This window comes from Baaleninema simplex PCC 7105 (assembly GCF_000332355.1).
GTDB lineage: Bacteria > Cyanobacteriota > Cyanobacteriia > Cyanobacteriales > Geitlerinemataceae > Baaleninema > Baaleninema simplex.
In genome coordinates this window covers 40,193-65,968 of the sequence record NZ_KB235957.1, presented here as the reverse complement: position 1 = coordinate 65,968, position 25,776 = coordinate 40,193, and the positions used below count along the sequence as shown (strand labels likewise).

Below are 25,776 nucleotides of genomic sequence, written 5' to 3'. Positions count from 1 at the left end.
AACTTATAAAGTGGACGAGTTAAGTCAATTCAGATTTATACCTTGAGCAAGACGGCTTCTTGTTCATTTTCCACCCCCAGCTTTTGATAACTTTTTCAGCAAACCCTAAAAATTTCCCATAGTACACTACAAAGACTCGTTCAAAAACAAAACTTGGAGCTACCAAATTCCATAGTTGGAGTACAGGAAGTTAGCTTGGATGGAGGAAAAATAAGGTTACGCACCGCTGCGAAGGGTGAACCTTGCCAATGGAAAGACTATAAAGCAGTGTGTTTAAATGGGACTTATTTGGGAGCTTTTTTCCAAGACAACTTGGCTTTAAGTGATTGGGTTAACAGTCAGCCATTAATTCATCCACTATTTTGTCTGGGAGATGGACATCCGGGGATTTGGAATTTATTTGAAAATCTGGGAGAAGATGAACAAAGAATTGAAATTTTAGACTGGTATCATCTTAAAGAAAATCTTTACAAAGTCGGAGGATCGTTAAAGCGACTCAAGCAAGGCGAGAAATTGTTATGGTTGGGAAAAGTTGAAGAAACTCTCAATTTATTTCGAGCCTTAAAAAAGAAAGAAGCGGTCAACTTTTGTCGATATCTGGAAACTCATAGACCTCGAATAATCAACTATAAATATTGTCAGGAAGAAAAAATCAGTTCCGTGGGTTCAGGCTCAATTGAATCGGGTGTTAAGCCAATCGGAATGCGAGTCAAAATATCGGGAGCGCAATGGAAAGTAGAGAATGTTTCTAAGATTCTTTCTTTACGCTGTGCTTACTTAAATGGTACTCTGTTTTAGCAATATTTTTGCAAAACTGAGATGCACCCTGACTATCGAACCCCTTCTGAGGTATTTTATAGTCAGGGATCGGAGACCGTTGCATTTCAAACTTGAATTGGCGTTTTTTTATCTCTGTCTCTGCTTTTAAATATTATTTTTGCGATCGCACAACCAATATGTCATCATCTCACCTCGTCCTTTCACATTTACCATTCCCCGAGGTTCGAGAACGTACTTATCTTTTAACTGCAAATATGTCGCTTCAGTAACTTGAATTTTGCCGACTTGTCCTTGAGATTCCATACGACTGGCAATATTCACCGTATCGCCCCAAAGGTCGTACGTAAACTTGCGAATGCCGATAACCCCCGCTACCACCGGCCCCGTATTAATCCCGATGCGTAACTGAAAGGGAATGCCGTTTTCTTGCTTGAACTGTCCGATCGCCCATTGCATTTCTAAAGCCATTTCTGCGATCGCGTCAGCATGATCCGACATCGGCATCGGCAACCCCGCCGCCACCATATAAGCATCTCCGATAGTTTTTATTTTCTCCAACCGATAGGCCAACGCAAACTGATCGAAAGTCGAAAAAATCTCGTTGAGTAAATCGACCAGTTTCGAGGGAGACATCTGCGCCGACAGTGTGGTAAAGTTCACCAAATCCGCAAACAGGATCGTCGCTTCCTCAAACCGTTCTGCAATACAAGTTTGGTCTTGTTTGAGCTGTTCGGCGATGGATTTCGGTAAAACGTTGAGCAGCAAACTTTCCGACTTCTCCTGTTCGGCGCGCAACGCTTCTTCAGCTTCCTTGCGTTTCGTGATGTCCTGTACCGTCCCTTCGTAATACAGTAACTTGCCGCGATCGTCTCTGACCGTGCGTGCGTTTTCTGACGTCCAAATGACGCTTTTATCTTTGCGGTACACCTGAGACTCGAAATCCGATACCGCTCCCCCCTCTTCCAACGCCGCCACGAACTCCGCACGACGGCGGGGGTTGACGTACAGTTGAGTCGTCACGTCCGTTAGGTGGGTTTGTAAATCCTCTAACGAGTCGTAGCCGTACATTCTCACCAAGGCGGGGTTGGCGCTTTCGACGCGTCCTTCCGGCGTGGTTTGATAAATACCTTCAGCGGCGTTCTCGAAAATACTGCGATATTTTTCCTCGGCTTCCCGTAGAGCGTCTAAAACGCGCTTGCGTTCGGTGATGTTCCGCGCTACCCAAATGGCGCAGTTGTCGGGAAGGGGAGACACCGTCGCTGCAAACCAAACATCGACGGGAGCGCCGGTTTCTCGTTCTTCGACGGTGAGGCTGTATTCGAGGTTCACCGTCGTTCCGGTGTTTAATGCCCGTTGGATGTGACGGATAAAAATACTGGCTTGGGTGGGGGGAAACACTTCGTAAACGCTTTTCCCGATGCGATCTTCTGTGGGGCTGTAGAGGACTTCCGAGTTCGTCGAAACGATTTTGACGAACCGTCCTTGGGCGTCGAAGACGGTGATAACGTCCGTCATGGCGCTAAACAACGCTCGCAGCTCCGCTTCGGATTTCCGCAGAGCGGCTTCGACGCGCTGGCGTTCGCCGATTTCTAGCATCAAGCGATCGTTAGACTGTTTGAGGGCGGCGGTGCGTTCTTCGACGCGAGTTTCGAGTTCTTCGTTCGCCCGTTGGAGGGCTTCTTCTGCTCGCTTGCGTTCGGTGATATCTTCGACAGTGCCTTCGTAGTAGAGGAGGGTTCCGTCTTCGTCGCAAACCGTGCGGGCGTTTTCAGAAATCCAAACGATCGAACCGTCGTGTCGGTAGATTTGCTGCTCGAAGCCGACGACGCGTCCTTCTGCGTGTAAGCGTCCCATAAATTGGTGTCTGCGATCGCGATCGAGATAGAGCAGGCGATCGTTACAACTGAGGCTAGTCACCAACGCCTCGGGAGACTCGAAACCGTAGATTCTCGCTAAGGCGGGATTTGCACTGAGATAGCGTCCGTCGGGGGCGATTTGATAGATACCTTCGACGGCGTTCTCAAAGATGTTGCGATATTTGGCTTCGGCGTTTTTCAGACCTTGAATGGCGCGATGGCGTTCGGTCACATCGATCCCGACGGTAAAAGCAGCGCGTCCTTCGTCGTATTTGCGGGCGGCGATGAGGTAACTGTGGGATTCACCGTAGACTTTGGCGGTAATTTCCTGAAAGGCTTCGGTTTCGACACTGGTAAAGAAGTCTCGCAGGAACTGCTCGAAGCGATCGCTGGTTTGCAGAAAGCCGATATCCTGTCCGATAAAGGCTTCGACGGGGAGATTGTAGGTGTTCGCCAGGTGGCGGTTGACGCCGAGATAGCGTAAATCGGAGCTAATCCACGACACCATTCCGGGAACGGCTTCGAGAATGGCTTGAAGTTGGTCTTTGGCCGATCGCAATTCGTTTTCGGCTTGTCTGCGTTCGGTGATGTCGATCCCGACGGTAAAGGCGGCGCGTCCTTCGTCGTACTTTTGGGCGACGATGAGAAAGTCCCGCAGTTCTCCTTCCACGTCTGCTCGGACTTCACAAGTGGTTTCTCGTTCGGACTGCTCGAAAAAGTGGCGAACGAACGTGTAAAATTCCGAGCTGGCTTGCATGAAGCCGATATCTTTGCCGATAAAATGTTCGATCGGCAATCCAAACATCGCGGCTAACTGTTGGTTGACGCCGAGGTAGCATAAATCGGAGCTAATCCACGATACGACACCCGGAACGGCTTCGAGAGCGGCTTCGAGTTGGTCTTTGGCCGATCGCAGGGCATTTTCTGCCATACTTCGCTCGACGATTTCGGCGACGAGTTGGTCGTTGGCTTCGATGAGGGCGGCGGTTCGTTCTTCGAGTTGAGATTCGAGGGTGGCGTTCGCGTCGTTGGGGTGGCCGTTACTGCTGGCGGATGCGGTTTGGGTTTCGAGCCGGTCGACTCGTTGGCGTAGGGCGACGAGTTCTTCAATTAATTCTGTTTTAGTTTTGTCTTCGTCTCTCATGAGATTACGTCGCTCGACGGGGGAAGAAGTCATAGTTTTACCTGGGTTGCGATCGAAGTCGGCGTGATGGCAAACGACCGATGGTTGCACCCTACAATTTCCTGCGCGATCGTCCTGCGTCGAAAAAACGCCGTTCGTCCCGGTCGAGCGACGTTTTTTTGATGGTGATGCGAGTTTCCCCTGACTGATAAACCTGTCGAACGGTTTCGATCGAAATTCCGATATCGTTCCAATACCCTATTGTACCGGTATTGTTGGGAGGCGAGGAGGGACGGCCGACCCCCCACAACGGCTTGCGACAGCGAGATCGCCAAGAGATCGCGGTTTTCGGGTGGGAATGAGGCGTTTTCGTTCGAGGAACGAGTATCCCGCGAGAAGACCGGCGGCTGTGCGTTCGAGACTGTTCGTATCGCGCGATCGCGATCGGTGTTATCCGTGTAAAATTTCATGTTCGATGTTGACCCCGATGTGCTGTGACCTGGTGCGAGCGTAGAGTAGATGTCTTCAAACGTTATACGAGCTGAAAGGTTCGGCTTCCGGGCGATTTTCCCGAATGGAGAACCGATCCGGAGAGGCGATCGCCCATTTGTCTAAACTTCCCGTCTCGGATCTCGGGCGATCGGGTCGAGACAATTTTCAGAATCGGCTCGGGAACGACTGACGGCGATCGACTGAAGCCGGTCTGTAGCGTTTCTTAACAATTTGTCCCAGCATTCTCCAAAGTTTTGTATCCTATCTAGAGATATTTTTGAGTTTGCTCGAGGGGAGTCTTCATTTTCATGCCTTACTTATGGTATAAAGCCTTTCACTTAATCGGCGTTGTCGTTTGGTTTGCAGGACTGTTTTATTTAGTCCGGTTGTTTATTTATCATGTCGAAGCCGACGCCGAACCCGAACCCGCTCGTTCCATTTTAAAAAATCAATATCAAATTATGGAAAAGCGGCTGTACCACATTATTACCACGCCCGGAATGTTGGTCACGGCAGCAATGGCGATCGGGATTATTACCACGGAACCCGAAATTTTAAAGTCGGGCTGGCTGCATATTAAACTCACGTTTGTTGCAGTTCTAATTGCCTATCATTTTTACTGCGGTCGTTTGATGAAACAGCTCGAACGAGGCGATTGCAAGTGGACGAGCAAACAACTTCGCGCCCTCAACGAAGCTCCAACACTTTTGCTGCTCGTTATCGTGATGTTGGCAGTTTTCAAAAATAATTTTCCAACGAATATCGCCCCGTGGTTAATTTTTGGTACAGTAGTTTTGATGGCGGCAACAATTCAACTTTACGCTCGTAAACGTCGTTTGGACAAAGAACGGGAACTGACTGAAGCCTCTCAATCTTAAGAGTTGAGTCTTCACCTCTGTTGTTAGGTGGGCATGACTGCTCACCTTTTTTATTAAGGTGAGTTCGATAAAACTAAAAAATAGCAGAATGCAGCGCTAGTAAGCCTTTGGGTGAATGGTATCATACAGTAATAATAAAAATATTTTTATGTGGTTTATGCTTATGATTTGTTCTCAATGCGGCAGTGAACATCACGTCAAAAATGGTCACGCCTCTAGCAATCCTAAATCAGTTGTGTAATAAAATTGGGAGCGGGGAACGGGGAATCGGATTTTTTCTGGTGTTTTAATTTTTGACGACTCATTTGAGGTGCATCTCAATGGATGTAATACGAAATCCGTATGAATTGAGGATCGAGCCAGATCCCCGGTAGCAATTTACCGATCTGGGATTTTGCGGCCAACCCTTTAATACAGCGATATCTTTTCTAACAAGGGTTTCAGGACTTGTCTGCACCACGAAGGATGCACCCCTAATTTGAGACTGCTCTAGTTGTATTTCAGGGTGCATCTCAATTTCCAGATCCCCGGCATCTCCAAGATGCCGGGGATCTTATACCAGAAGTGCTAATCGGGAATTTTGCCACCCCAAACTGATGTTTTTGCACTCATTGAGATGCACCCGTTAAATTGACATTAGCAGTCAAACTATTCAGATCTTAAACCTAGGATTTTGAAGGAGAGGATTTAGATCGAAGCAACTGTTGCTGTTTCGCCATCTGCCGGCGACGTCTTTCTTCCGTCAAACTGTCGTAACAGTGAGGACAAGAAATTGCAAATTCGTATTTTTCAGAAGCTTTATTTTCTTCGGAAATAGGATGTCCGCAACTGAGGCAAATTTCGTAACGACCGGGTTCTAAACCATGTTTGACCGCCACCCGTTCGTCAAATACGAAACATTCTCCTTCCCACAAACTCTCGTCTTCAGGAACGTTTTCTAAGTATTTTAGGATTCCACCTTTGAGATGATAAACCTCTTTAAACCCCTGTTTTAATAAATAAGACGTGGCTTTTTCACAGCGAATTCCGCCCGTGCAAAACATTGCAATTTTCTTGTTTTTTGTCGGATTGAGTGTTTGTTGGACGTATTCGGGAAACTCGCGGAACGATCGCGTGTTGGGATTTTTTGCCCCCTTGAACGTTCCGATTTCTACTTCATAATCGTTGCGAGTGTCGATAAGCGTCACGTCGGGATCGGAAATAATTTGATTCCACTGTTCGGGATTCACGTAGGTTCCCACGCGATCGCGCGGGTCGATATTCGGTTGTCCGAGGGTGACGATTTCTCGCTTCAGTCGCACTTTCATCCGCTCGAACGGCGGAATTTCCGCAGTGGATTCCTTATGTTCCAAGTCCGCCAGACGGGGATCGCGACGTAGTTCGTCCAACACTGCATCGATCGCCTCTCGGCTTCCGGCGATCGTGGCGTTAATGCCTTCTTCTGCGAGTAAAATCGTCCCTTTGACGGCGCGATCGCGGCAAAATTTTAGTAATGGTTCTCGCTTTTCTGCAAAATCACGCAAACGGACGAATCTATAAAACGTGGCAACGACAACGCTCATAAGGACACTAGGACACTCAAATCGTAAGATCTACTATTTTGACAGGGTTGTGACAGCGATCGACACTTGAGTTTAGAATATTAAAAAAATTTCACACTGCTAATATCTCAAGTTGAGGTCAGCCTCTGACTTTTCCATCGCTGTTTTCTGTCGCTTCTGTTCGCACAACTCCCGAACGCTATGACCGTCACCAATTCCAAAATGTCACAATCGGTTCAGTATCCTGAAGTTACCCTCGAACGTGCCAGACGAGCCGTGCGCTGTGCGCCGTTTCTACTCAAACTCTACATCGCCATGCGCGAGGAAGGCGTATTTCTCGGCGAAATCGCGGGAACGGCTGGCTTTAAAGCGGGATATACGGAAATTCCGATTCCAGAACTCAATGCCGAAAACGATCTGTTATGGCTGATTAACGTGGGTGTGTTGCGCCGGGAAGTGGACGGACAGGGGATTACAGACAGCTTCCGCCTGACGCCGTTAGGCCGCTTGGTGGTGCGGGAATGGCAGGAACATGGGGAGTCGTGGCAAGCGACTTTAACGACGTTCGATCGCATGACGAATTGGTTGCGGCGTTGGTTACGTTTGCCCTTCTAATCGTCTCCGCCATAACCCGATTCGATCGATTCTTTGTATAAAATCCCCTCTGTACGAGATCCCCGGCATTTCCAAGATACCGGGGATCTGACCCTTGATGTTTTCCCTTCTCCTTAATGGAGCGATCGCGATTCACCCAACAAAAAACCCCGGCTGGGTGTCGTGCCGGGGTTAACTATCAGGGTGCATCTACCGTTCTATACTTCCCGGCGGAGGGGGACTCGTCCGGAAAAGATCGGAAAAATTCGATGCCCCAAACGCTTCGATTAAACTTTGGACAAAACGAACACGCTGCCGACGTTACCGCGTCCAATGCGTAAATCCTCGTCGAGATAGGTAATTTCTAGCCAACCGCTGCGCTCTCCTGGAGTAATCTCGAAATCGACGGCGAAGAATTTTTTCCCCGATTCCATCGCTTCAATAAACGCATCGGGATTTTGATAGCCGATGAGTCGCTGCAATCCCACCACGAATCGTTGAAATTTTACGTCAACGCGACGGGTAGAGGTGGGTTGGAACGTTGCCGCCACACTCACCATACCTTCGAGATAGGGAATGCCTCGCAGTTCGGCGATGTTATAGATTTTGCGATCCTTGACGCGGATACATTGGTAAATTTGCCCGAGGTTGTAAACGGGAAAGCGATCGATCCCTAAAAGTTCGTCGCTGGTGGTGTACAACAGTCGCCAGTTTCCCTCGAGGAGTTCGGCGGCTTCGATGGGGTTGGGGGTGGGGTTGCGATCTTCGAGACGCGCTACCGCCGAAAGAATGGCGGTTTTATCGGTTTCGGTGGCTAGCAAGCCGCGATTTTTTCCAGCGATCGCCTGTAACAGTTCGTCTTTTCCAAGCATAAGTCCGCCAATTTAAGTTTTAAAGGGGTTTCGATTCCGAACGATTACTCGAGAGATTCAATTTTGAGGATATCGAATTTCAGCAAATAGGAAACCGTGCGATAGAGACGAACGCCGCGAAGCGATCGCGGGGAAATCTGCCATTGTCGAAACATCTCTTCGATGGAGATCGCGCCCCGTTCTTTCACCAATTCGACAAGCTTCGCTGTTTCTTCTGGAGACAGACGGCGAGAACTGCCCAAGGTGTTCGTCCACAGTTGAAACAACTCCGCCCTCGCTTGGGGCGATGCCATTTGACCGAGAGTCAACCGCACTTGGGGCGTCAGCGTTTGCGTGGGATAGTGGGCGAAGGCGCGAAAGGGATCGTCGCTAATCGGATAGGGCGATCGCTCGCTCTCGAGAGGCGCACACATCGGCTGACTGGCGCGTTGTCGGGCTAAATCCAGCCACAACTCCTCATAAGCGCCAATGACGACCCGCCAATCGTACATCTGTCGCGCCCGTTGGCAGCCGTTTTCCCCCAGACGCTGGCGTAACTCGCGATCGCCCATCAGCCGCCGTAAAAACTCCGCACAAGCATCGATGTCGATGGCCGTGGCGATCGCACTTTCCCCGACGAAGGTACTGTAATTGACGCGATCGTTAAAATAGTCGAACGCCAAATCTCCCCCCGTTCCCGGTGGCGGTAACAGCGTCGGAACGCGAAACCCGTCGATATTGTGGCGGACGGATTCTTTATACCCGTTCCAATCGGACACGACGACGGGAAGCCCCGACGCCATCGCTTCGATCGGAGTCAAACCGAAGGTTTCTTGAATGTTGTCCGCAAGCGAAATAAAAATATCTGCCGCAGTCCAAATGTGGCGGCGAATTTCGGGCAAGCGTCCGTCGACAAACAGCGCGTTCGCCGAGGGACAGTATTTCTTCGCCGCCGCTTTAAACGCCGCTTCGTCTGCGTCCGACTCGAACCATCCCGCTTGAATCAAGTGAACCCGTTGTTTGGACGGTTGCGGAAGCTGCCGTACCGCCCGTTCTACCGCGAGATACATGGGGACGGGGTGGGCTTTAGCGTAGGAAATCAACCGCCCCACGAACAAGATCGCGATATCGTCTTCGGAAACGTTCAATTCTTGGCGCAGGCGGCGGCGGGCCTCTGTAGCGTCGCGTCCCTGGGGAAACGCCGTGCAGTCTACACCGAGGGGAATCACGGGAAGGCGGACGTTCGCGTTGGGTTTGCATCCGGTGCGTCGGGCGAGGTAATCTCCCCAACTGTCGAGGAGATGTTCGACACCCCGTTTGACGGCGTCCGAGGTGCAAATCAGAGCGTCCCAGGGTTGAACGGGGGCGATGAGGAGTTCGCTAACCGCCTCCATGACGGCGCGACTGGCGGTGGTGTGGGTGATGCCGCACAAGCTATAGGTGCGAGGGTCGCTGAAACGGCGTTTCCAGGCCAATTCGCCAATTCCGGGCGAGGGATGGTACAACAGTCCCGCTTTGGAAGCGGAGGTGGGGTCGTCGCTGGGCAACCATACGATCGCTCGCTCTCGAGAAGTCCAGCCTCGGACGCGATCGCAAAATTCGCGAAACGATTCTTCTGATGGAGTCGAACAGTACAGGGTTTCGGCTTGGCTGTAGCGTGCGAGACCTTTGAGAAAACCTTCTCCTGCTGACTGACGCCCGAGTAACCGCTTTCCGCTGGTGTCGTATCCGTCTTTAATGTAGAAAATTGCAGCGCTCCGGTGCATAAAAGGAAACGGTAACGGTACGCCGCCCCATTATACGAGAGCGAGAGGTTTCGCTCGACTCTCAGTGTGGGAAATTCGAGGGTCGTTCGGGCGATCGCAGGTGGAAAACGGCCACGAGTCGAGCGCGGCAGACGAGGGCGCGATCGCCGAGCGCAACGCGAGTTTGTCGAAACGCGAGGGTTCGATCGGCGTGGGAGCACCCAACAAAAAGGTAAGAAAATCGATGAAACGGAAAGTACGGAAAGCGCTTTAGGACTTAAAAGGAAATGCCTAAACTTAGAAGTAAGGAGTTTAGAGTGTGCTGGGAACTGACTGGTGAAAATTCTGTTGGTCGAAGACGACGAACAATTGGTTGAGTTACTGAGTCAGTATCTCAGCGAGTGCAACTATATTGTCGATGTCGCGACGGACGGGCAAACGGGACTCAACTACGCTCGGACGTTCGATTACGACCTGCTCGTCTTAGACGTGATGTTACCCAAACTCGACGGCATTGGGATTTGTCGGTATTTGCGATCGCAACATTATCAAATGCCGATCTTACTGTTGAGCGCCCTCGAAACCAGCCACGATAAAATTAGCGGACTCGATGCTGGAGCCGACGATTACGTCGTCAAACCCGTCGGAGTCGAGGAACTTCTCGCCCGTATTCGCGCCTTGTTGCGACGGGGACGGTACGCACGGCCGCCCGTTTTAACGTGGGAGCGCCTGTGTCTCGATCCGGCCACCTGCGAAGCGACCTACAACGATCGATCGCTGTCGTTGACGCCAAAAGAATACGCCCTGTTAGAGTTATTCTTACGTTACCCGTCTCGGGTCTTCGATCGCGAAACGATTATCGCTCATTTGTGGTCTTTGGAAGAACCCCCCACGGAAAATACAATTCGCGCTCACGTTAAAGGCTTGCGGACGAAACTCAAAGCGGCTCGCGCGCCCGCCGACTTAATCGAAACCGTTTACGGTGTCGGCTATCGTCTCAAAAACGCTGACGACATGACTTCTACCCCGCCGATCGCAAACTCGACGATGCAGACTCAGCCCAACTCGAATCCGACGCTCGACGCCATCCAACAAGTCTGGAGTCGAGTTAAGCCGAGAGCGTTGCAACGAGTCGAAACCATCGAGCGGGGAGCCAACGCGATCGAAGACGGCGATAACGACGGCGATCGCCTTCTCGCCCGTCAAGAAGCCCATCGCTTGGCAGGGTCGTTAGGCACCTTCGGCTACCGTTACGGATCGCAACTGGCCCGTCAAATCGAAGCCTTGCTGTCGAAGGAAGAACCCCTCGTCGAAGCCGAACGAAGACAGTTATGGCAAAGTTTAGTCGAACTGCGCCAACAACTGGCCGGCGATCCCGAACCGCTTTCCATCGAACCACCGACGACGATGCCCGCTCCCGATCGGCGGCAGTTGTTGATCGTCGATGACGATACGTTGTTAACGATGCAGATCGCTGAAGATGCGAAAACGTGGGGGTTAGAAACCCAGGTGGCGACGACGGTGCGTCAGGCGCGACAGGCGATCGTGGAAAATCCACCGAGTCTGATTCTGCTCGATCTCAATTTTCCCGAATCGGACGAGGACGGGTTGATGTTGCTCGAAGATTTAGCCCGCAACCGTCCTGAGATTCCAGCGATCGTGTTGACGGTGCGGGATAGCTTTAACGATCGCCTGGCCGTGTCGCGGTTGGGGGCCCGGGCGTTTCTACAAAAACCCTTAACGACGACGCAGATCTTAGAAACGACGTTGGAAGTATTGCAGCGATCGAACACGGCGGCGAAAGTCCTCGTGGTGGACGACGACGTGCAGGAACTGGCGTTATTGAAAGCGTTGTTGCAGCCCTGGGGATTGCAAGTCGAAACCCTCAGCGAACCGCGTCAGTTTTGGCGAGTTCTAGAAGCGTTTACGCCGGATTTACTGGTGTTAGATTTGGAAATGCCCGATTACAGTGGCATCGAACTCTGTCAGGTGGTTCGCAACGAACCCCAGTGGCGCAAACTTCCGGTGTTGTTTTTGACGGTTCGCACGGACACCGATACGGTCAATCGTATTTTTCGGGTTGGTGCCGACGATTACGTGAGCAAACCCATCGCCGGCCCGGAGTTGATCGCGCGGTTGTTCAACCGTTTAGAGCGCACGCAACTGTTACAAAACCTCGCCGAACTCGATCCGCTCACGGGAGTCTCGAACCGGCGGAAGTCGAGTTACGACATTACCCGATTGCTGCGAACTTGCGCCCGCGAACGTCGGGTTTTGTCGTTTGCGCTGCTGGATATCGATCGCTTCAAGCAGGTCAACGACTGTCACGGCCACGCGGCGGGCGATTTGGTGTTGCATCGCTTTGGGGAGGTGTTGCGAGAGTCGTTTCGCCCGAGCGATGTCGTCGGACGCTGGGGGGGAGAGGAGTTCGTCGTGGCGGCGATCGATACTCTGAAAGTCGACGGCGTGCGGCGACTCTCGGAGGTTTTAGGAGACTGGAGACAGCAGACGTTTACCTTAGACGACGACGTGATGTTAAACGTGACCTTTAGTGCGGGAGTCGCTCAATATCCTGAGGATGGGGAAGATTTGCAGACGTTGTATCGGGCAGCGGACGAGGCGTTATATCGGGCTAAAAATGCTGGACGCGATCGCATTTTTGGGGTATCGACGTAATCGAGGTGCGATCGCCGATCTCGTCTTTTTCGACCCGCTACGACCGAGCGATCGGATATTTTTTTCGTGTTGTGTCTATCTCTGTATACTTTTTGGACGTTTTGTCAAGTCTATTCACAAATTCTTCATACAAATTCGTTAAGCTCGTAAATAATAGCTGAGATTTATCGTGAAAATGACAAACGAAAATCGACGTATTCTCATTGTGGACGACGAACGAGATATTCGAGAGGTCACACAGATCGTCCTCGAATTAGAAGGGGGTTGGGAGGTCGTCACAGCCAGTTCGGGCGCTGAAGGGATCGCCGTCGCCGTTCGCGATCGCCCCGATGCCATTTTGTTAGATGTGATGATGCCGGGAATGGACGGTTTAGAAACCTTGAAACAGCTTCGGAAACGCCCAGAAACGCAGTCGATCCCCGTGCTTTTCTTGACTGCGAAAGGTCAAGGTAAAACGCCGCCGGAATGGGGCGAACTCGGGATTGCCGCTGCCATCTCCAAGCCGTTCGATCCCTTAAAGCTCGTCCCTCAAATTTGTAGCCTTCTTAACTGGAATAGATCTGAATAAATGTTCGGTCGAGGTTCGATTTGCTTTTAACAACCCGTCGCTTTGTTAAGATTCTTAAAAAATACGGGGCTTCACAACTTCTTCACAATCACCCTTTACACTGATGGACATAGCATCTCAAGTATAAGAGAGGTGGATAAAATGACGAACGACTGCCCTTGTTGTTCCTCTAAACTTCTACGCCATGTCGCTCATGGTAAGATTTATTGGTTTTGCCCTCACTGTCACGAAAAAATGCCAGATTTTTCGACCGTGCGGGTTTTAGAGCGCTCGATCCCCGCTTTAATTCGCGCGTCTCACTAATGGTTCGTGTAGTAGAGTCAACTAGGAATTTTGTAAAACAAATTTAAACAAAAATCGCGCATAAAGCGGGATTGTCGCGGAAAATCGTTATCGTTTTCCATCGGCGATCCCGTTTCTGCGATCGCCCGGAAAATTGTCGATCGCATATAGTAGTTAAAGAGGGAATTCGAGGCATGGGTGATGGGTCTAGAGTCAACCCTGCTGCAAAGGCTAATCGCTACGATGGCTCGGCTCCAAAAAGAGTTGCAGCACGATCGCCGTTGTTATGACAGTCTCCCCGTCGCACACCTCCAACTGAACCGACAGGGAACCGTACTGAGTGCCAATCGCGTCGCTGCCACTCTCTTTGACGAGACATCAGAAGCCCTAACGGGACAATCCATCTTCGAGTGGATCGAAGAAGGCGATCGCCCGAAATTTGCAGCCTTTCTCGACCGCGTCGGCGAGACGACTTCCCCACAAACGAGTCGTTACTCCTTGCGCCGCCGAGACGGGAGTTGGATGTCGGCGATCGCCCGCGCGTCCGCGATCTCGACCCTCGCGGGAGAAGAACGCCTGCTCTTGGTGTGGGAAGAAGTTCCGCAAGCCTCCGAGCCGTTAGAAGTCGAGCCAGTAACAGACACAGAGACCCGTTCGCTGCAACAAGAGCGTTACGAACTCGCTCTCACCACAGGCAAAGTGGGCATTTGGGACTGGAACCCGATCGCTCGAAAACTCTACGTTTCTCCCAACTTGCAAGCCCTCTTAAGCGGCGACGGCGGCGAACCACTCGACAACCTCGAGGCGTGGTTCGACTGCATTCACCCCGACGATCGCGAGACAGTTCGCCACCGAATTCAGACCTGTCTCGAGGGAACCTCGCAAACCTGTAACTTCGAGTATCGCGCGTTATCCCGAGACGGGATCTCTCGCTGGTTTTTAGTTCGAGGACAGATTTGGCGAGACGAACGGGGGCGTCCCCAACGCGCGATCGGCTCGAATACCGACATTAGCGATCGCAAACAGACCGAAGCCGCCCTTCAAGACAGCGAAACTCGCTTCCACAACCTGGCCGCCAACGTTCCCGGTATGATTTTTCGCTACGTTCTCCATCCCGACGGTTCCGACGAAATTACCTATGCCAGTTCCGGCTGTCAAAGTTTGTTCGAGATTTCTCCCGAAGCTGCCTGTCGAGATACCAGCTTTCTGTTAGAAATGATGCATCCAGGCGATCGCGATCGCGCCGCGCGATCGATTCAAACCTCAGCCGAAACCTTACACCCTTGGTCTTTAGAATGGCGCGTGACGACACCGTCGGGTCGCCAAAAATGGCTTCAGGGTATTTCTCGCCCCGAACGCCACCCCGACAGACGCATCGTCTGGGACGGCGTCATTTTCGATATAACCGATCGCAAACTGGCAGAAGAAGACCTCCAGACCCTCGCGCAACGGTTGCTCACCGTCATCGAAACGGTTGGCGAAGGCATTACCCTCAGCGACGAAGCCGGAACCTTTGGCATTTTCAACCAAAAAATGGAGGACATCACCGGCTACAGCCTGGCAGAAGCCAACGCCGACCCACCGTTGGGAGCGCGTTCTCCCGTACCGGGAACGGGCGGAACGCACCACAGCTTCCTCGCTACCCTCTATCCCGACCCTGAAGACTATGCTCGAGCCTGCGAGCGACTCGAGGTCGTCCGGCATCGCGGTAGCCTTCACGATATCGAAACCACGATTCGCGCCAAAGACGGCAGCCTCAAAACGTTACTCGTATCGACGACATTTCTCGCCCTACCCACCCGCGATCGCAACGATCGCCCAACGCGCAGTTGTTATCTGAGTGCCTACCACGACATTACCGATCGCTCTCGCGCCCTTGCCGAACTGCGTCAGAACCAACAGTTCGTCCAAGCGATCGCCGATGCGACCCCACAAATCATCTACATCGTCGATATCTCGACCTTACAAATCGTTTACGTCAACTCGCAACTCTCAGAAATCCTCGGCTACGATCCCGATGAGGTTCGACAACGGAGCGAAGCGTTTTTTGCCGAAACCTGGTATCCCGAGGACACCCCCCGTTTGCTCGACTTCATCCGAAGTTGGCGAGACGTTCCCGACACTCGAGTTCGAGAAATCGAGTATCGGATGTACCACGCCGACGGTCGCCTGCGTTGGTTGCGATCGCGCGACGTGGCCTTCAAACGTGATGCCGAGGGCAAGACTTTGCAAGTGTTGGGAACGGCCAACGATATCACCGATCGCAAACAGACCGAGCAACGACTGCGCGATCGGGAATCTCAACTCGACACCGTCGTCAACAGTACCTCCGACGGCATCGCGATCGTCGATCGTGCCGGTATCGTTTGCTTTGCCAACGCCGCCGCTGCCCGATTGTTCGATCGCTCTCTCGACGAACTCATCGGATGGGAGTTCGGCCGGCCGATCGCGCCAGACGACTCCGTCGAACTCAACTTGTTGCGTCCCGACGGGCGATCGCTCCCGGTCGAAATGGCTGTGGCGGAAACCCACTGGCTCGGTCGTTCCGCTTACGCCCTGTCCTTGCGGGATATCAGCCGCCGCCGCCAAACCGAAGCCGCACTACTCGAAAGCGAGCTGCGGTTTCACCAACTGACCCACAACATCGATTGCGTGTTTTGGATCGTCGATCCGACCGTCGAAACTGTTCTCTACATCAGTCCGGCCTACGAAACCATCTGGAAGCGATCGCGTGCCGACCTTTACAATAACCCTCACCGCTGGTTCGATGCCATCTATGCCGAAGATCGCGATCGCCTCGAAGCTTCGTTGTTTTGGCAAGTTAGCCTCGAGAAACCCTTAACGCTGGAGTATCGCATCGTGCGACCCGACGGGATGCGCTGGATTCGCGATCGCTCCTTTCCGATACGCGATCCTGACGGAACGGTCACCTGTATCGCCGGAATTGCCGAAGACATTACCGAAGCCAAACGCATTCAAGCATCCCTGCGTGCCAGCGAAGTGGCGCTTCGGGCCAGTCAAGAGCGTCTCAACAACGTCTTAGGGTCGATCGACGATTTGGTGTGGTCTCTCTGCGCGCAAACCTTGCAACTGCTTTACGTCAGTCCCGCCTTGGTTAAAATCTACGGACGAGAGCCGACAGACTTCATCGAGCAACCCCATCGCTGGGAAAACGTCGTGTATTCGGGCGATCGCCATCGCTTCAAACAAGCGTGGAACGACCTGTTCGACCTCGGAGAGTTCGACCTCGAATATCGCATTCTCCGTCCCGATAAGACGGTTCGCTGGGTGCGAGGACGCGCGCGTTTGGTACGAGACGAACGCGGCGATCCCCTCCGTATCGACGGCATTACCAGCGACATAACCGATCTCAAACATACCGAACGGGCCCTCAAAGCCAGCGAAGAACGGTTTCGCTCTCTCGTAGCCAACCTCACGGGGGCAATTTACCGATGTTTACCCGACGAGTACTGGACGACGGTATTTATCAGCGATGCCATCCAAGACATTACGGGATATTCCCCCGGCTCGTTCCTCCACAGTCCGACGTTTTGGTCGCAAATTATCCATCCCGACGACCTCGATCGCATCTCAAACTCGATTAACAGCACGATTACCAAACACGAACCCTACAGCTTCGAGTACCGCATTCGCTGCGCCGACGGGAGTATCCGTTGGCTTCACGAAAAAGGTCGGGGATTGTGGGACGAATGGGGAAATTTGGTCTATCTCGACGGCACGATTTTGGATATCACCGTTCGCAAAGAAGCCGAAGAACGCCTCAGACAACAAGCTCAGCGCGATCGCCTGCTCAATACCCTCACCCAACGCATTCGCCGTTCCCTCGACCTCCAACAAATTCTCGACAACACCGTTCGCGAAGTACGTCACTGTCTCGGCGTCGAACGAGTGTTAATTTTTCGACTGCTCGAGAACCGTCTAGCCCGCGTGGTTAGCGAATCGGTCGCCGAAGGCTATCCCCAAAGTGCGGGCATGGAATTTCCCGATGAAGAGTTTCCCCGCGATTGTTATGACAACTACTGCCGAGGACTGCCTCGCATCGTGTCCGATGTCGAAACCGATCGCTTCGCCCCCTGTTTGGTGGATTTCATGAAACAGATGCAGGTGCGATCGAAGGTCGTCGTGCCGATTCTCAAACCCTTTGAGGATCGTTCCCCCCTCTGGGGACTGCTGATCGCCCATCAATGTTCTCAGGTGCGATCGTGGAGCGAAGGCGAAGTCGAAATGCTCGGACAACTGGCCGCGCAAGTCAGCCTCGCCATCCAACAAGCGGATCTTTACGCTCAAGTGCAATCGAGCGAAGCTCGCTTGCGGACGATGTTCGAGCAAGCCGCCGTGGGAATCGCGATCGGCAATCTTCAAGGGCAGATTTACGAGGCCAATCACAAATTTTGCCAAATTCTAGGATACGAGCTTGACGAACTGCTGGGAGTTTCGTTCGAGCAGTTTACACATCCCGAGGATTTAGAACGCGAGTATCGATACATCCAAGCGTTAGTTGAAGGGCAAACTCAGGGGTACTCTCTCGAAAAACGCTATTTTCGCAAAGACGGCTCGATCGTCTGGGTGGAACTGACCCTGTCTACGTTTCAACACACTTCGGGATCGGAGGCGACATTTTACTATTTAGGGATCGTTCGAGATATTACCGATCGCAAACAGTATCAGGCCGCGTTGGAAAACTTGCGTCGCCGCTACGAACTGATTTTGACCTCTGCTGGAGAGGGGATCTGCGAGTTAGACCGAGATGGAAACATCGTCTTTTGCAACCCCACAGCGGCTCGAACCCTCGGCTACACGACTGAAACCCTCATCGGCATCGCCGCTAACGATCTGGTGGCGACTCCCCCCTCTCGAGAGTTAGGGGCGTTCGAGAGCGATCGGGAGGTAGCGGTGACGGTTTGTCCGCTCACGAACGACAGCGGCGACACGCCGACGACGTGTCAAGCCTTGCGGTGCGACAATCCCACACGACAAGCCGTGTTTCGCCGTCGCGACGGATCGACGTTTCCCGTCGATTACATTTGTACGCCGATTCTGTGCGATCGCGAACATATCGGAGCTGTGTTGACGTTTAAAGATATTACCGAACGTCAAGCCGTCGAACAGATGAAGAATGAGTTTGTTTCGATCGTCAGTCACGAACTGCGAACGCCTTTGACTTCGATGCGCGTGGCCTTGGGATTGTTGGCCGCCGGGAAACTCGGTCAGCTTCCTCAGAAAGCTACGGATCTCATTGAAATCGCGTTGAAAAACACCGATCGCCTTGCTCGACTCATCGACGATTTGCTCGATTTCCAACAGCTCGAATCCGGCCGCATCACGCTCGATCGCACCCCGCGTTCGCTCGAGAAGTTATTGGTTCAGAGTATCGAAATTATGCAAGCCATGGCCGATCACGATGGTATCGTCCTGACCTTAGATCCCCTCTCGGATAGCTTGAAACGCGCGAAATTGTGGGTCGATGGCGATCGTACTATCCAAGTCTTGACAAATTTAATTAGTAATGCTATAAAATTTTCTTCTACAGGGACGACTGTAACCCTCAGTGCGTTTGAAACTTCTCTACAACAGATGAAGTCGTCACAAGCCGCGTGCGTTCAGGTGTGCGATCGCGGCCGGGGCATTCCGAGCGATCGCATCGACAGTATTTTCGACCCCTTCCAACAAGTCGATGCCTCCGATTCGCGCCAAAAAGGAGGAACGGGTTTGGGGTTGGCGATCTGTCGCCGTCTCGTCCTCGAACACGGCGGCCGCATCTGGGCTGAAAACCGTCCCGGTGGTGGGACTCGAATGTCTGTCGTGTTACCGATTTGGGAAGGAGTTGATGAGGAGTCGTAGGCTGCCGTGACGCGGGCGTCAAAATCCCGTCGAAGTCAGCAGAAGAAAGTCTTACCGCGTCACGCACCGCCCCCACAGGCAGATGAAGAGAAGTCGTAGGCTGCCGTGACGCGGGCGTCAAAATCCCGTCGAAGTCAGCAGAAGAAAGTCTTACCGCGTCACGCACCGCCCCCACAGGCTCATCTACCACCACAGGCGATCGCCCGACTCGTCGGTTCTCGCTTGTCGGATAACGTCGGAGATTTCTTCGGCATCTCTGACGTGGTGCAGAGCTTTTTGTTCGCCGTCTGGGGTATCGATGACAAAATACGTGGGAACCACGAGGCGATCGAACACATCGACGGTATCGACAGCCACTTGTTGGGCTTTCTCTTCAATGTTTTGCGACTCGTCCGCAATGCGATCGCCAGGATTGACAGTTAAGCGTTCGCTAAAGGATTGCATAAATTAACCTCTGCGTTGTTTGTTCGGTGTGAAGTTCGACCTTCACTTCCAACCTAACGCCGAGAATCCCGTGGTTTCATCTATCGTCCGTTCCAATTGCGAATTTGCAAAAGTCTGTCGATCGGCCGATTTCTTAAAACGTATCGTGTATCCTTCATCCACCACGATCTTCAGCCTCGATGTCTTGCTTTAGCTCCTCCCAAGACACTTCTTCTTCCTCTTGACGAGTATGAGCCACCGATCGATCGTAGAAATCTTCCCACAATTCCCCCCACTCAGCCAAATCGATTAATACCGCCTGCTTTTCCCGGCTTCGTTCACCACAAATTGAACGTTGTTTTCCTAGGCAAGTTAAACGACAAGATCGTCCTAACGTTTCAATGCTAACGTCACGCCGTCGGCGATGGGAACCAAACTTAACGTCACGCGATCGTCCTCATAGAGTTTTTGATTGAAATCGCGAATCGCCTGAGTTCGTTTGTCCGTATCTTCAGAATCGGCGACTCGTCCGCTCCAAAGCACGTTATCGATCGCAATCAACCCACCCCGACGCAGCAGTTGCAGCGATTTTTCGTAATAATTTGGATAGTTGCGTTTGTCCGCGTCGATAAAGGCGAAATCGAAGGTTTCCGCCTGTCCGTCTTCGAGGAGGCGATCGAGGGTTTCCAATGCAGGCGCGAGGTGAAGGTCGATTTTTCCCGAAACTCCCGCTTTTTCCCAATACCGACGCGCGATCGCCGTGTATTCCTCATCCACATCGCAGGCGACGAGTTTTCCGTTTTCCGGTAACGCCAACGCCACCGCCAGGGAACTGTACCCCGTAAACACGCCGATTTCGATCGCTTTTTTCGCTCCCATCAACTGCACCAGCAACGCCATAAACTGACCCTGTTCCGGTGCAATTTGCATATTTGACATGGGAAGTTTCGCCGTTTCCTCCCGCAACTGGGTCAGAAGTTCTGGTTCGCGAACCGAGGTCGAAAGGAGGTAATCGTGGAGTTGGGGACTCAGACCGAGGGTTTTATTGGACATAGGAGTGAGAACGAGATCGATCGCTTTTCAATCTATCGCGTTTCGATCGCATCAGTCAGACAAACTCGGATCGAGTTCGATCGCCCGTTGGTAGGCTGCACGCGCTTCCTCTAACCTTCCCTGTTGGTGCAATACAAAACTGAGACTGTAGTAAGCGGTGGCATAATTAGGCTCGAGTAAGATAGCACGTCGAAAGGCTATGACGGCTTCCTCGAGCTGCCCTTGCTCCCCCAATGCATTACCTAAATTATTGTAAGCACGAGCATAGTTGGGATCGAGTTCGGTCGCCCGTCGAAAGGCATCGACGGCTTCTTCAACCTGTCCTTGACGTATCAACGCATTACCCAAGTTGTTGTAAGCAAACGTATCGTTCGGATCGAGTTCGGTCGCCCGTCGAAAGGCGACCGTCGCGTCTTCGAGATTGTCTTGTCGTCTCAACGCATCGCCTAAATTGTTATACAGAATTGCCGCCTCGGGGTCGATCTCGATGGCACTTTCAAAAGCACTGACTGCCTCCTCAAGTCGTCCTCGACGAACCAGTAGAATCCCTAAGCGGTTGTAAGCCGTAGCAAAATCCGGTTTGAGGTCGATGGCTCGTTGGTAGGTTTCGATCGCTTCTTCAAACGTCCCGAGATCGGATAGAGCAATGGCTAAATTGTAGTAAATCGCTGCTTCGTCGGGGTTGAGTTCGATGGCACTTCGGTAAGCCTCGATCGCCGCCTCGAGTTTCCCCTGTTGTCTGAGGGTGAGACCAAGGTTATTGTAAACACCGTCATGCTCGGGATCTCGTTCTAGGATTTGTCGCCAAATCTGCTCGGCTTCAGTGTAGTGTCCTCGATCGTGAGCGATATTCCCTCGTTCCAATAACTCCTCGATCGTCTGTGCGATTCCGTTCAGGGGAGCGATCGCGATCGATACTCCTAGCAATAAAGCGAGCCAACGACGAGCTGCCATATCTCTCCTCACTCCTACAATTAACCTCTAAAAGTCGTTTCATCGTCAAACTTCACCCCCCTAAACGGCTTTTACGAAAACCAGAACCAAACCGACAGAGCATTTAAAATAGTTAACAGTAGCTAACGCCACCCCTCACGACTAGATGCATGACTGAACTACCGCAGGATCTCGAAACCGCTATCGCCCAAGCCCAAGCCGCCACCAAAGCCGCGATCGAAGACGGCTACCGCTTGATTCAAGTCGAAATCGTCTACCCCGAACTGAAGGCGCAACCCATCGCCGAACAGTTTCTTCCCGTCCTCACGGAACTGGGATATCAACTGAAAGTCTTTTTCCCCGACACCGGCGCCGCCGCCTTAGCCCGTCGCGACTGGGGTGAGACGCCGTTTCGCATCGCCGATATCGGCAGTCGCCGCATTTCGGTAACGAGTCAAATCGAAGAAGACGACGAGTGTTTTCTCCTCATCGAACCGTCAGACGTAGAAATCGAACAAGTAGAGAAACTCTGTAACGCAGCCGGCGATCGCCCCGTAGTTCTGCTACTTCCCCGTCTCGAAAGCGTCGCCACGGTGGGAATTGGCTACGCGGCGCGACAGTTGCGCGAACGGTTTCTCAGTAAACTCACGTCTTGTTATTACGTGCGTCCGCTTCCCGGTGCGGCGGTGTATCGCTGCTATCCGTCGCTGTGGCAAGTTTGGGTTGAAGGAGAAGACGGCGCTTACACTATTTTGACTGAATTGTCAAGTAAGCCAGCCGGAGAAGCGTTAGAACGGTTATTGATGGGTGAAGACGAAGAATCGAAAGACACCGAAAACGCCGAATCTACGACTCAAACCCCCCGTCAGCGTCCCGGTTTCTTAACAGAAGTTCAACGATTCATCCGCGCCTTAACTCGGTAAGAAAAGTTGGGAGGGGAACACAGGAGAAATGTATGTCTCGACAAATTGTCATCGGCGACGTTCACGGTCATTATGAAACGTTGATGCGGCTGTTAGAAGCGATCGCGCCAGGAAGTGGCGATCGCATTAACTTCCTTGGCGACTTGGTCGATCGCGGTCCCGATAGTGCCAAAGTCCTCGATTTGGTAATGAACGAACCGTCTTATACTACTATTCGAGGAAATCACGAAGAAATGATGCTCGCCTCCTTTACCAACGGAGAAATTAACGAGCAGAACTTGCAATATTGGCTAATGGCTGGCGGACGACAAACCATCGACAGTTATCACAATCCATCCGATATTTACAGTCACTTAGACTGGTTAAAAACCGTTCCTCTCTATCGCGATTTAGGGAAAGTTTGGCTCGTTCACGCCGGAATCGATCCGCGACTTCCTATCGAAAAACAATCGGCGGAACAGTTTTGTTGGATTCGCGACTTATTTCACCGTCAGCGACAACCCTATTTTCAAGACAAACTTATCGTCACGGGCCACACGATTTCCTTTACCTTTCCTGGCGTGCAACCGGGACAACTCGCAAAAGGTATCGGTTGGTTAGATATCGACACGGGCGTTTATACCCTCGAAAGCGGTTGGCTCACTGCCCTCGATGTGACGTACCATCGCATTTATCAAGCTAACGTTTGGCAAGAAACCGTGCGATCGCACGATTGGGACGACCTCATCGTCGAAATCGATCCCAAACAAGTCAAACCGCGACGCTTCGCCGTCAAATAAAGAGATGAGGTGAAGACAGGCGTAGGGTGCGTGACTTGAAAAATAGGGTGTAAATCCTGAGACCGATCGCTTTGTCACGCACCGCCAATGTACACCGCCAACTCCCCCTCTCCCCCTCTCCCCCTCTTCCCCTCTCCCCCTCTTCCCTGCTCCCTGGCTCCAAAAGCTCCTCGAACTGAGACACAATGTTACGATATCGATCGTGTCTCTGCGCGAGAAGTCAGAGGTATTGGTGATGAGGAGAGATCGAGGTGTGCCGTTGAACCGAAAGAACGTCCATAAGGACTCTGTACCGAAGCGAACGGCGTCGCAATCCCAATCTGCTTTGCAATCGACACCCACAGCGTCGCCCTCGTCTCGGCGGCGGCGTCGTAAATCTTCCCATGCGGCGAAATCCGAGAAACGACGGTTGCAACTTCCCCCGTGGCAAGTTTGGGCAGTGTTGTTCGGCCTCGGTACTATCGGGACTGCAATTACAGCCACGGCTTTGTTGTTGCGATTGCCCGCCGTTCCCAACTGTCCGTCGATTTTCTGGCCGACTGCTTCGGCGTCGATGCGCCTCTACTGCGGACAACTGGCGGCGAACAAGAAAACTCCAGAAGATTTACTCGAGGCGATCGAACTCGTCAGTAGCGTTCCCGTCGATCGCGGATTGCGCCCCACCATCGACCAGCATCTGGAAATGTGGACGCAAGACTTGCTCGATTTAGCCGAAACGTCCTTTCAAAACGGCGAACTCGTCGAAGCGATCGACATCGCCCGTCGCGTCCCCACCGATACGTTACCGCCTCAACCGCGACAAACCTTAGAACGCACCATCGAACTTCGCATCGAGTCTTGGAAACAGGTTTGGACTGAAGCCGAAACGATTTACGAAGCGATCGAAACTCACTTGAAAAACCGACGCTGGACGGAAGCATTTCGCGAAGCGACGAACTTGTTGGAGGTGGACAACCAATATTGGGCGACGACGAAATATCAAGAAATTACCCAACGCGTCCAACAAGCCCGCGAAGATACCAACAAACTCGCGAACGCGCAAAACCTCGCCAATCGCGGCGATGTAGACGGTGTTCTCGAGGCGATCGCCTTAGCCGAACAAATTGGTTTGGAAAGTCCCGCCTATCCCATCGCCCAAGACGCCCTCGAAGACTACGGACGACAACTTCTCGATTTGGCGGATGCGGCGTTGGAGGCGCGAAACCTCACGGAAGCCATTTCCATCGCCCGTCGGGTTCCGGCGAGTACGCAACTCAAGGACGAAGCGCGAGATTTCGTGACCTTAGCACGGGCGCGATTCTTGGTGTGGCAACCGACGGTCACGAATTTGGAAAATGCGATCGCCCAAGCGCAAAAGCTAGACATCGATAGTCCTTTATATAACGACGCCCAGCAGCTCATCGGTCGGTGGCAACGGGCGATCGATCAAGTGGCGTTGCTCGATCGCGCGCGAAACACGGCACGCACGGGTAGCGTGGCGGATTTGACTGCGGCCATCGCCCAAGCTGAACTGGTGTCGAATTCGACGCCGCTCTACGATGAAGCCCAGCAGGAAATTGCCCGTTGGCGCGATCGCCTCGAAACCTCCGAAGATCGCCCGATTTTACGGAAAGCCCAGGAATTAGCGCAGCAGGGAGATTATCAAGCTGCTGTCGCCCAAGCCAGACAGATCGGGGGCGATCGCGCCCTCCACGACGAGGCGCAACAGTGGGTTTATCAGTGGCAAAGTGCGATCGCCGAACGGGAAGACCGACCGATTCTCAACCGCGCCCAACAGTTGGCCAACCTCGGAAATCTCAACGACGCGATCGCTACCGCACAACAAATTCCCTCGAGCAGTCCTCTTTATAATGACGCCCAAACCGCGATCGCACAGTGGTCGGGAACGGCGCGCGATCGTCAACTTCTCGACGAAGCCTACGACATCGCCCAGGGCGGTTCCCCAGAAGCTTTAGAAGCCGCAATCCGCACGGCCAATGGAATTTCGTCCTATGGCGGTTGGCGGGGCGAAGCGGACGGTGCGATTCGCGACTGGAGTTGGCAGATCGTCGATTTAGCCCGCGATCGTGCGACTTACGACCTTTTCGGCGCCATGTCCATCGCCGAACGAGTGCCGTCGTTTAGCGAAGCCTACCCGGAAGCGCAACGGCTCATCGCCGATTGGGACGCTCAGTTGAATCCGCCCCCGACACCGGACGTTACGCCAGAATCCAACGAACCGAAACTCGAAGAGGATCGTTCGTTTGAAAGACAAATTCCAGTTCGAGATTTTGGCAGACCGCTCGAATAAACTGACTTGGCAAATTCTTTCAACCTACCGATCCGGAATCCGAATCTCAAATACTGGTTTTACCCAACCCGAAAAGTCCCTCTATCCCCCCAACCCCCCTTTCAAAGGGGGGCGAAGGGGGGGTAGG

General features: G+C 52.5%; 17 protein-coding genes and 1 pseudogene. 9 read left to right on the top strand and 9 right to left on the bottom strand.

What is annotated here, in order from left to right; translation table 11 throughout:
* Positions 1–105: 105 nt before the first annotated feature.
* Positions 106–798, top strand: a pseudogene (locus GEI7105_RS0101000) (ISKra4 family transposase); the annotation flags it as partial.
* Between the two features lie 126 nt (positions 799–924).
* Here GEI7105_RS0101000 and GEI7105_RS0100995 read toward each other — a convergent pair.
* Positions 925–3,813, bottom strand: coding sequence for an adenylate/guanylate cyclase domain-containing protein (locus GEI7105_RS0100995; RefSeq protein ID WP_017658624.1), 2,889 nt, complete (start codon positions 3,811–3,813; stop codon positions 925–927).
* Positions 3,810–4,229 carry a hypothetical protein gene (locus GEI7105_RS36475; RefSeq protein WP_017658623.1) on the bottom strand — a complete coding sequence of 140 codons (420 nt, stop codon included), beginning with the start codon at positions 4,227–4,229 and terminating at the stop codon, positions 3,810–3,812. The genes GEI7105_RS0100995 and GEI7105_RS36475 overlap by 4 nt, the downstream gene beginning before the upstream one ends.
* 330 nt (positions 4,230–4,559) lie before the next feature.
* Between GEI7105_RS36475 and hemJ the strand changes: the two genes are divergently transcribed.
* Entirely contained in the window at positions 4,560–5,129 is a 570-nt protein-coding gene (gene hemJ / locus GEI7105_RS0100980) for a protoporphyrinogen oxidase HemJ (protein WP_017658621.1), read from the top strand.
* 665 nt (positions 5,130–5,794) lie between these two features.
* Here hemJ and trhO read toward each other — a convergent pair.
* Positions 5,795–6,691, bottom strand: a complete 897-nt coding sequence (gene trhO / locus GEI7105_RS0100975; protein WP_017658620.1) for an oxygen-dependent tRNA uridine(34) hydroxylase TrhO — start codon at positions 6,689–6,691, stop codon at positions 5,795–5,797.
* Positions 6,692–6,871: 180 nt separating this feature from the next.
* Between trhO and GEI7105_RS0100970 the strand changes: the two genes are divergently transcribed.
* Entirely contained in the window at positions 6,872–7,285 is a 414-nt protein-coding gene (locus tag GEI7105_RS0100970; protein ID WP_017658619.1) for an Npun_F0494 family protein, read from the top strand.
* A gap of 266 nt (positions 7,286–7,551) precedes the next feature.
* Here GEI7105_RS0100970 and GEI7105_RS0100965 read toward each other — a convergent pair whose 3' ends face one another.
* Positions 7,552–8,136: a PAP/fibrillin family protein gene (locus GEI7105_RS0100965; protein ID WP_017658618.1), complete on the bottom strand. Its 585-nt coding sequence runs from the start codon at positions 8,134–8,136 to the stop codon at positions 7,552–7,554.
* A 44-nt stretch (positions 8,137–8,180) separates the two neighbouring features.
* Positions 8,181–9,881, bottom strand: coding sequence for a glycosyltransferase family 4 protein (locus GEI7105_RS0100960; RefSeq protein ID WP_017658617.1), 1,701 nt, complete (start codon positions 9,879–9,881; stop codon positions 8,181–8,183).
* Between the two features lie 315 nt (positions 9,882–10,196).
* On the opposite strand from GEI7105_RS0100960, the gene GEI7105_RS0100950 reads away from it, so the two are divergent.
* From GEI7105_RS0100950 to GEI7105_RS32995, 3 genes are all read left to right on the top strand, one after another.
* Positions 10,197–12,536: a response regulator gene (locus GEI7105_RS0100950; RefSeq protein WP_017658615.1), complete on the top strand. Its 2,340-nt coding sequence runs from the start codon at positions 10,197–10,199 to the stop codon at positions 12,534–12,536.
* Positions 12,537–12,711: 175 nt separating this feature from the next.
* Positions 12,712–13,104: a response regulator gene (locus GEI7105_RS0100945; RefSeq protein ID WP_017658614.1), complete on the top strand. Its 393-nt coding sequence runs from the start codon at positions 12,712–12,714 to the stop codon at positions 13,102–13,104.
* A 525-nt stretch (positions 13,105–13,629) separates the two neighbouring features.
* Positions 13,630–19,248, top strand: a complete 5,619-nt coding sequence (locus tag GEI7105_RS32995) for a PAS domain S-box protein (RefSeq protein ID WP_017658612.1) — start codon at positions 13,630–13,632, stop codon at positions 19,246–19,248.
* 183 nt (positions 19,249–19,431) lie between these two features.
* Here GEI7105_RS32995 and GEI7105_RS0100930 read toward each other — a convergent pair whose 3' ends face one another.
* The 4 genes from GEI7105_RS0100930 to GEI7105_RS28470 form a co-directional block, all read right to left on the bottom strand.
* Positions 19,432–19,692 (bottom strand): hypothetical protein, encoded by a 261-nt coding sequence (locus tag GEI7105_RS0100930; protein ID WP_017658611.1) that lies wholly within the window; start codon positions 19,690–19,692, stop codon positions 19,432–19,434.
* Positions 19,693–19,846: 154 nt separating this feature from the next.
* On the bottom strand, positions 19,847–19,975 hold the full coding sequence (locus GEI7105_RS40280; protein WP_281166967.1) for a hypothetical protein: 129 nt from the start codon (positions 19,973–19,975) through the stop codon (positions 19,847–19,849).
* A gap of 86 nt (positions 19,976–20,061) precedes the next feature.
* The gene (locus tag GEI7105_RS0100920) at positions 20,062–20,724 is read right to left on the bottom strand and encodes a class I SAM-dependent methyltransferase (RefSeq protein WP_017658609.1); all 663 of its coding nucleotides are present in this window, start codon (positions 20,722–20,724) and stop codon (positions 20,062–20,064) included.
* Positions 20,725–20,775: 51 nt separating this feature from the next.
* Complete coding sequence (locus GEI7105_RS28470) at positions 20,776–21,678, bottom strand: tetratricopeptide repeat protein (protein WP_017658608.1); 903 nt, start codon at positions 21,676–21,678, stop codon at positions 20,776–20,778.
* A 149-nt stretch (positions 21,679–21,827) separates the two neighbouring features.
* Here GEI7105_RS28470 and GEI7105_RS0100910 point away from each other — a divergent pair, with 149 nt between their 5' ends.
* The 3 genes from GEI7105_RS0100910 to GEI7105_RS28465 all read left to right on the top strand — a co-directional run bounded on the left by GEI7105_RS0100910 (position 21,828) and on the right by GEI7105_RS28465 (position 25,649).
* Positions 21,828–22,580 (top strand): DUF1995 family protein, encoded by a 753-nt coding sequence (locus GEI7105_RS0100910; RefSeq protein ID WP_017658607.1) that lies wholly within the window; start codon positions 21,828–21,830, stop codon positions 22,578–22,580.
* 32 nt (positions 22,581–22,612) lie between these two features.
* On the top strand, positions 22,613–23,359 hold the full coding sequence (locus tag GEI7105_RS0100905; protein ID WP_017658606.1) for a metallophosphoesterase family protein: 747 nt from the start codon (positions 22,613–22,615) through the stop codon (positions 23,357–23,359).
* 325 nt (positions 23,360–23,684) lie between these two features.
* A complete protein-coding gene (locus GEI7105_RS28465) occupies positions 23,685–25,649 on the top strand; it encodes an NACHT domain-containing protein (RefSeq protein WP_144053614.1) in 1,965 nt (654 codons plus the stop codon).
* Positions 25,650–25,776 lie beyond the last annotated feature (127 nt).

What these genes read in the sequence shown, in the direction of transcription:
- GEI7105_RS0100910 (WP_017658607.1), top strand. Translation starts at nt 21,828, where the DNA reads ATGACTGAACTACCGCAGGATCTCGAAACCGCTATCGCCCAAGCCCAA.
- GEI7105_RS0100995 (WP_017658624.1), bottom strand. Translation starts at nt 3,813, where the DNA reads ATGACTTCTTCCCCCGTCGAGCGACGTAATCTCATGAGAGACGAAGAC.
- GEI7105_RS0100920 (WP_017658609.1), bottom strand. Translation starts at nt 20,724, where the DNA reads ATGTCCAATAAAACCCTCGGTCTGAGTCCCCAACTCCACGATTACCTC.
- GEI7105_RS0100965 (WP_017658618.1), bottom strand. Translation starts at nt 8,136, where the DNA reads ATGCTTGGAAAAGACGAACTGTTACAGGCGATCGCTGGAAAAAATCGC.
- GEI7105_RS0100945 (WP_017658614.1), top strand. Translation starts at nt 12,712, where the DNA reads ATGACAAACGAAAATCGACGTATTCTCATTGTGGACGACGAACGAGAT.
- hemJ (WP_017658621.1), top strand. Translation starts at nt 4,560, where the DNA reads ATGCCTTACTTATGGTATAAAGCCTTTCACTTAATCGGCGTTGTCGTT.
- GEI7105_RS0100960 (WP_017658617.1), bottom strand. Translation starts at nt 9,881, where the DNA reads ATGCACCGGAGCGCTGCAATTTTCTACATTAAAGACGGATACGACACC.
- GEI7105_RS0100930 (WP_017658611.1), bottom strand. Translation starts at nt 19,692, where the DNA reads ATGCAATCCTTTAGCGAACGCTTAACTGTCAATCCTGGCGATCGCATT.
- GEI7105_RS32995 (WP_017658612.1), top strand. Translation starts at nt 13,630, where the DNA reads ATGGCTCGGCTCCAAAAAGAGTTGCAGCACGATCGCCGTTGTTATGAC.
- GEI7105_RS28470 (WP_017658608.1), bottom strand. Translation starts at nt 21,678, where the DNA reads ATGGCAGCTCGTCGTTGGCTCGCTTTATTGCTAGGAGTATCGATCGCG.
- GEI7105_RS0100970 (WP_017658619.1), top strand. Translation starts at nt 6,872, where the DNA reads ATGACCGTCACCAATTCCAAAATGTCACAATCGGTTCAGTATCCTGAA.
- GEI7105_RS0100905 (WP_017658606.1), top strand. Translation starts at nt 22,613, where the DNA reads ATGTCTCGACAAATTGTCATCGGCGACGTTCACGGTCATTATGAAACG.
- GEI7105_RS36475 (WP_017658623.1), bottom strand. Translation starts at nt 4,229, where the DNA reads ATGAAATTTTACACGGATAACACCGATCGCGATCGCGCGATACGAACA.
- trhO (WP_017658620.1), bottom strand. Translation starts at nt 6,691, where the DNA reads ATGAGCGTTGTCGTTGCCACGTTTTATAGATTCGTCCGTTTGCGTGAT.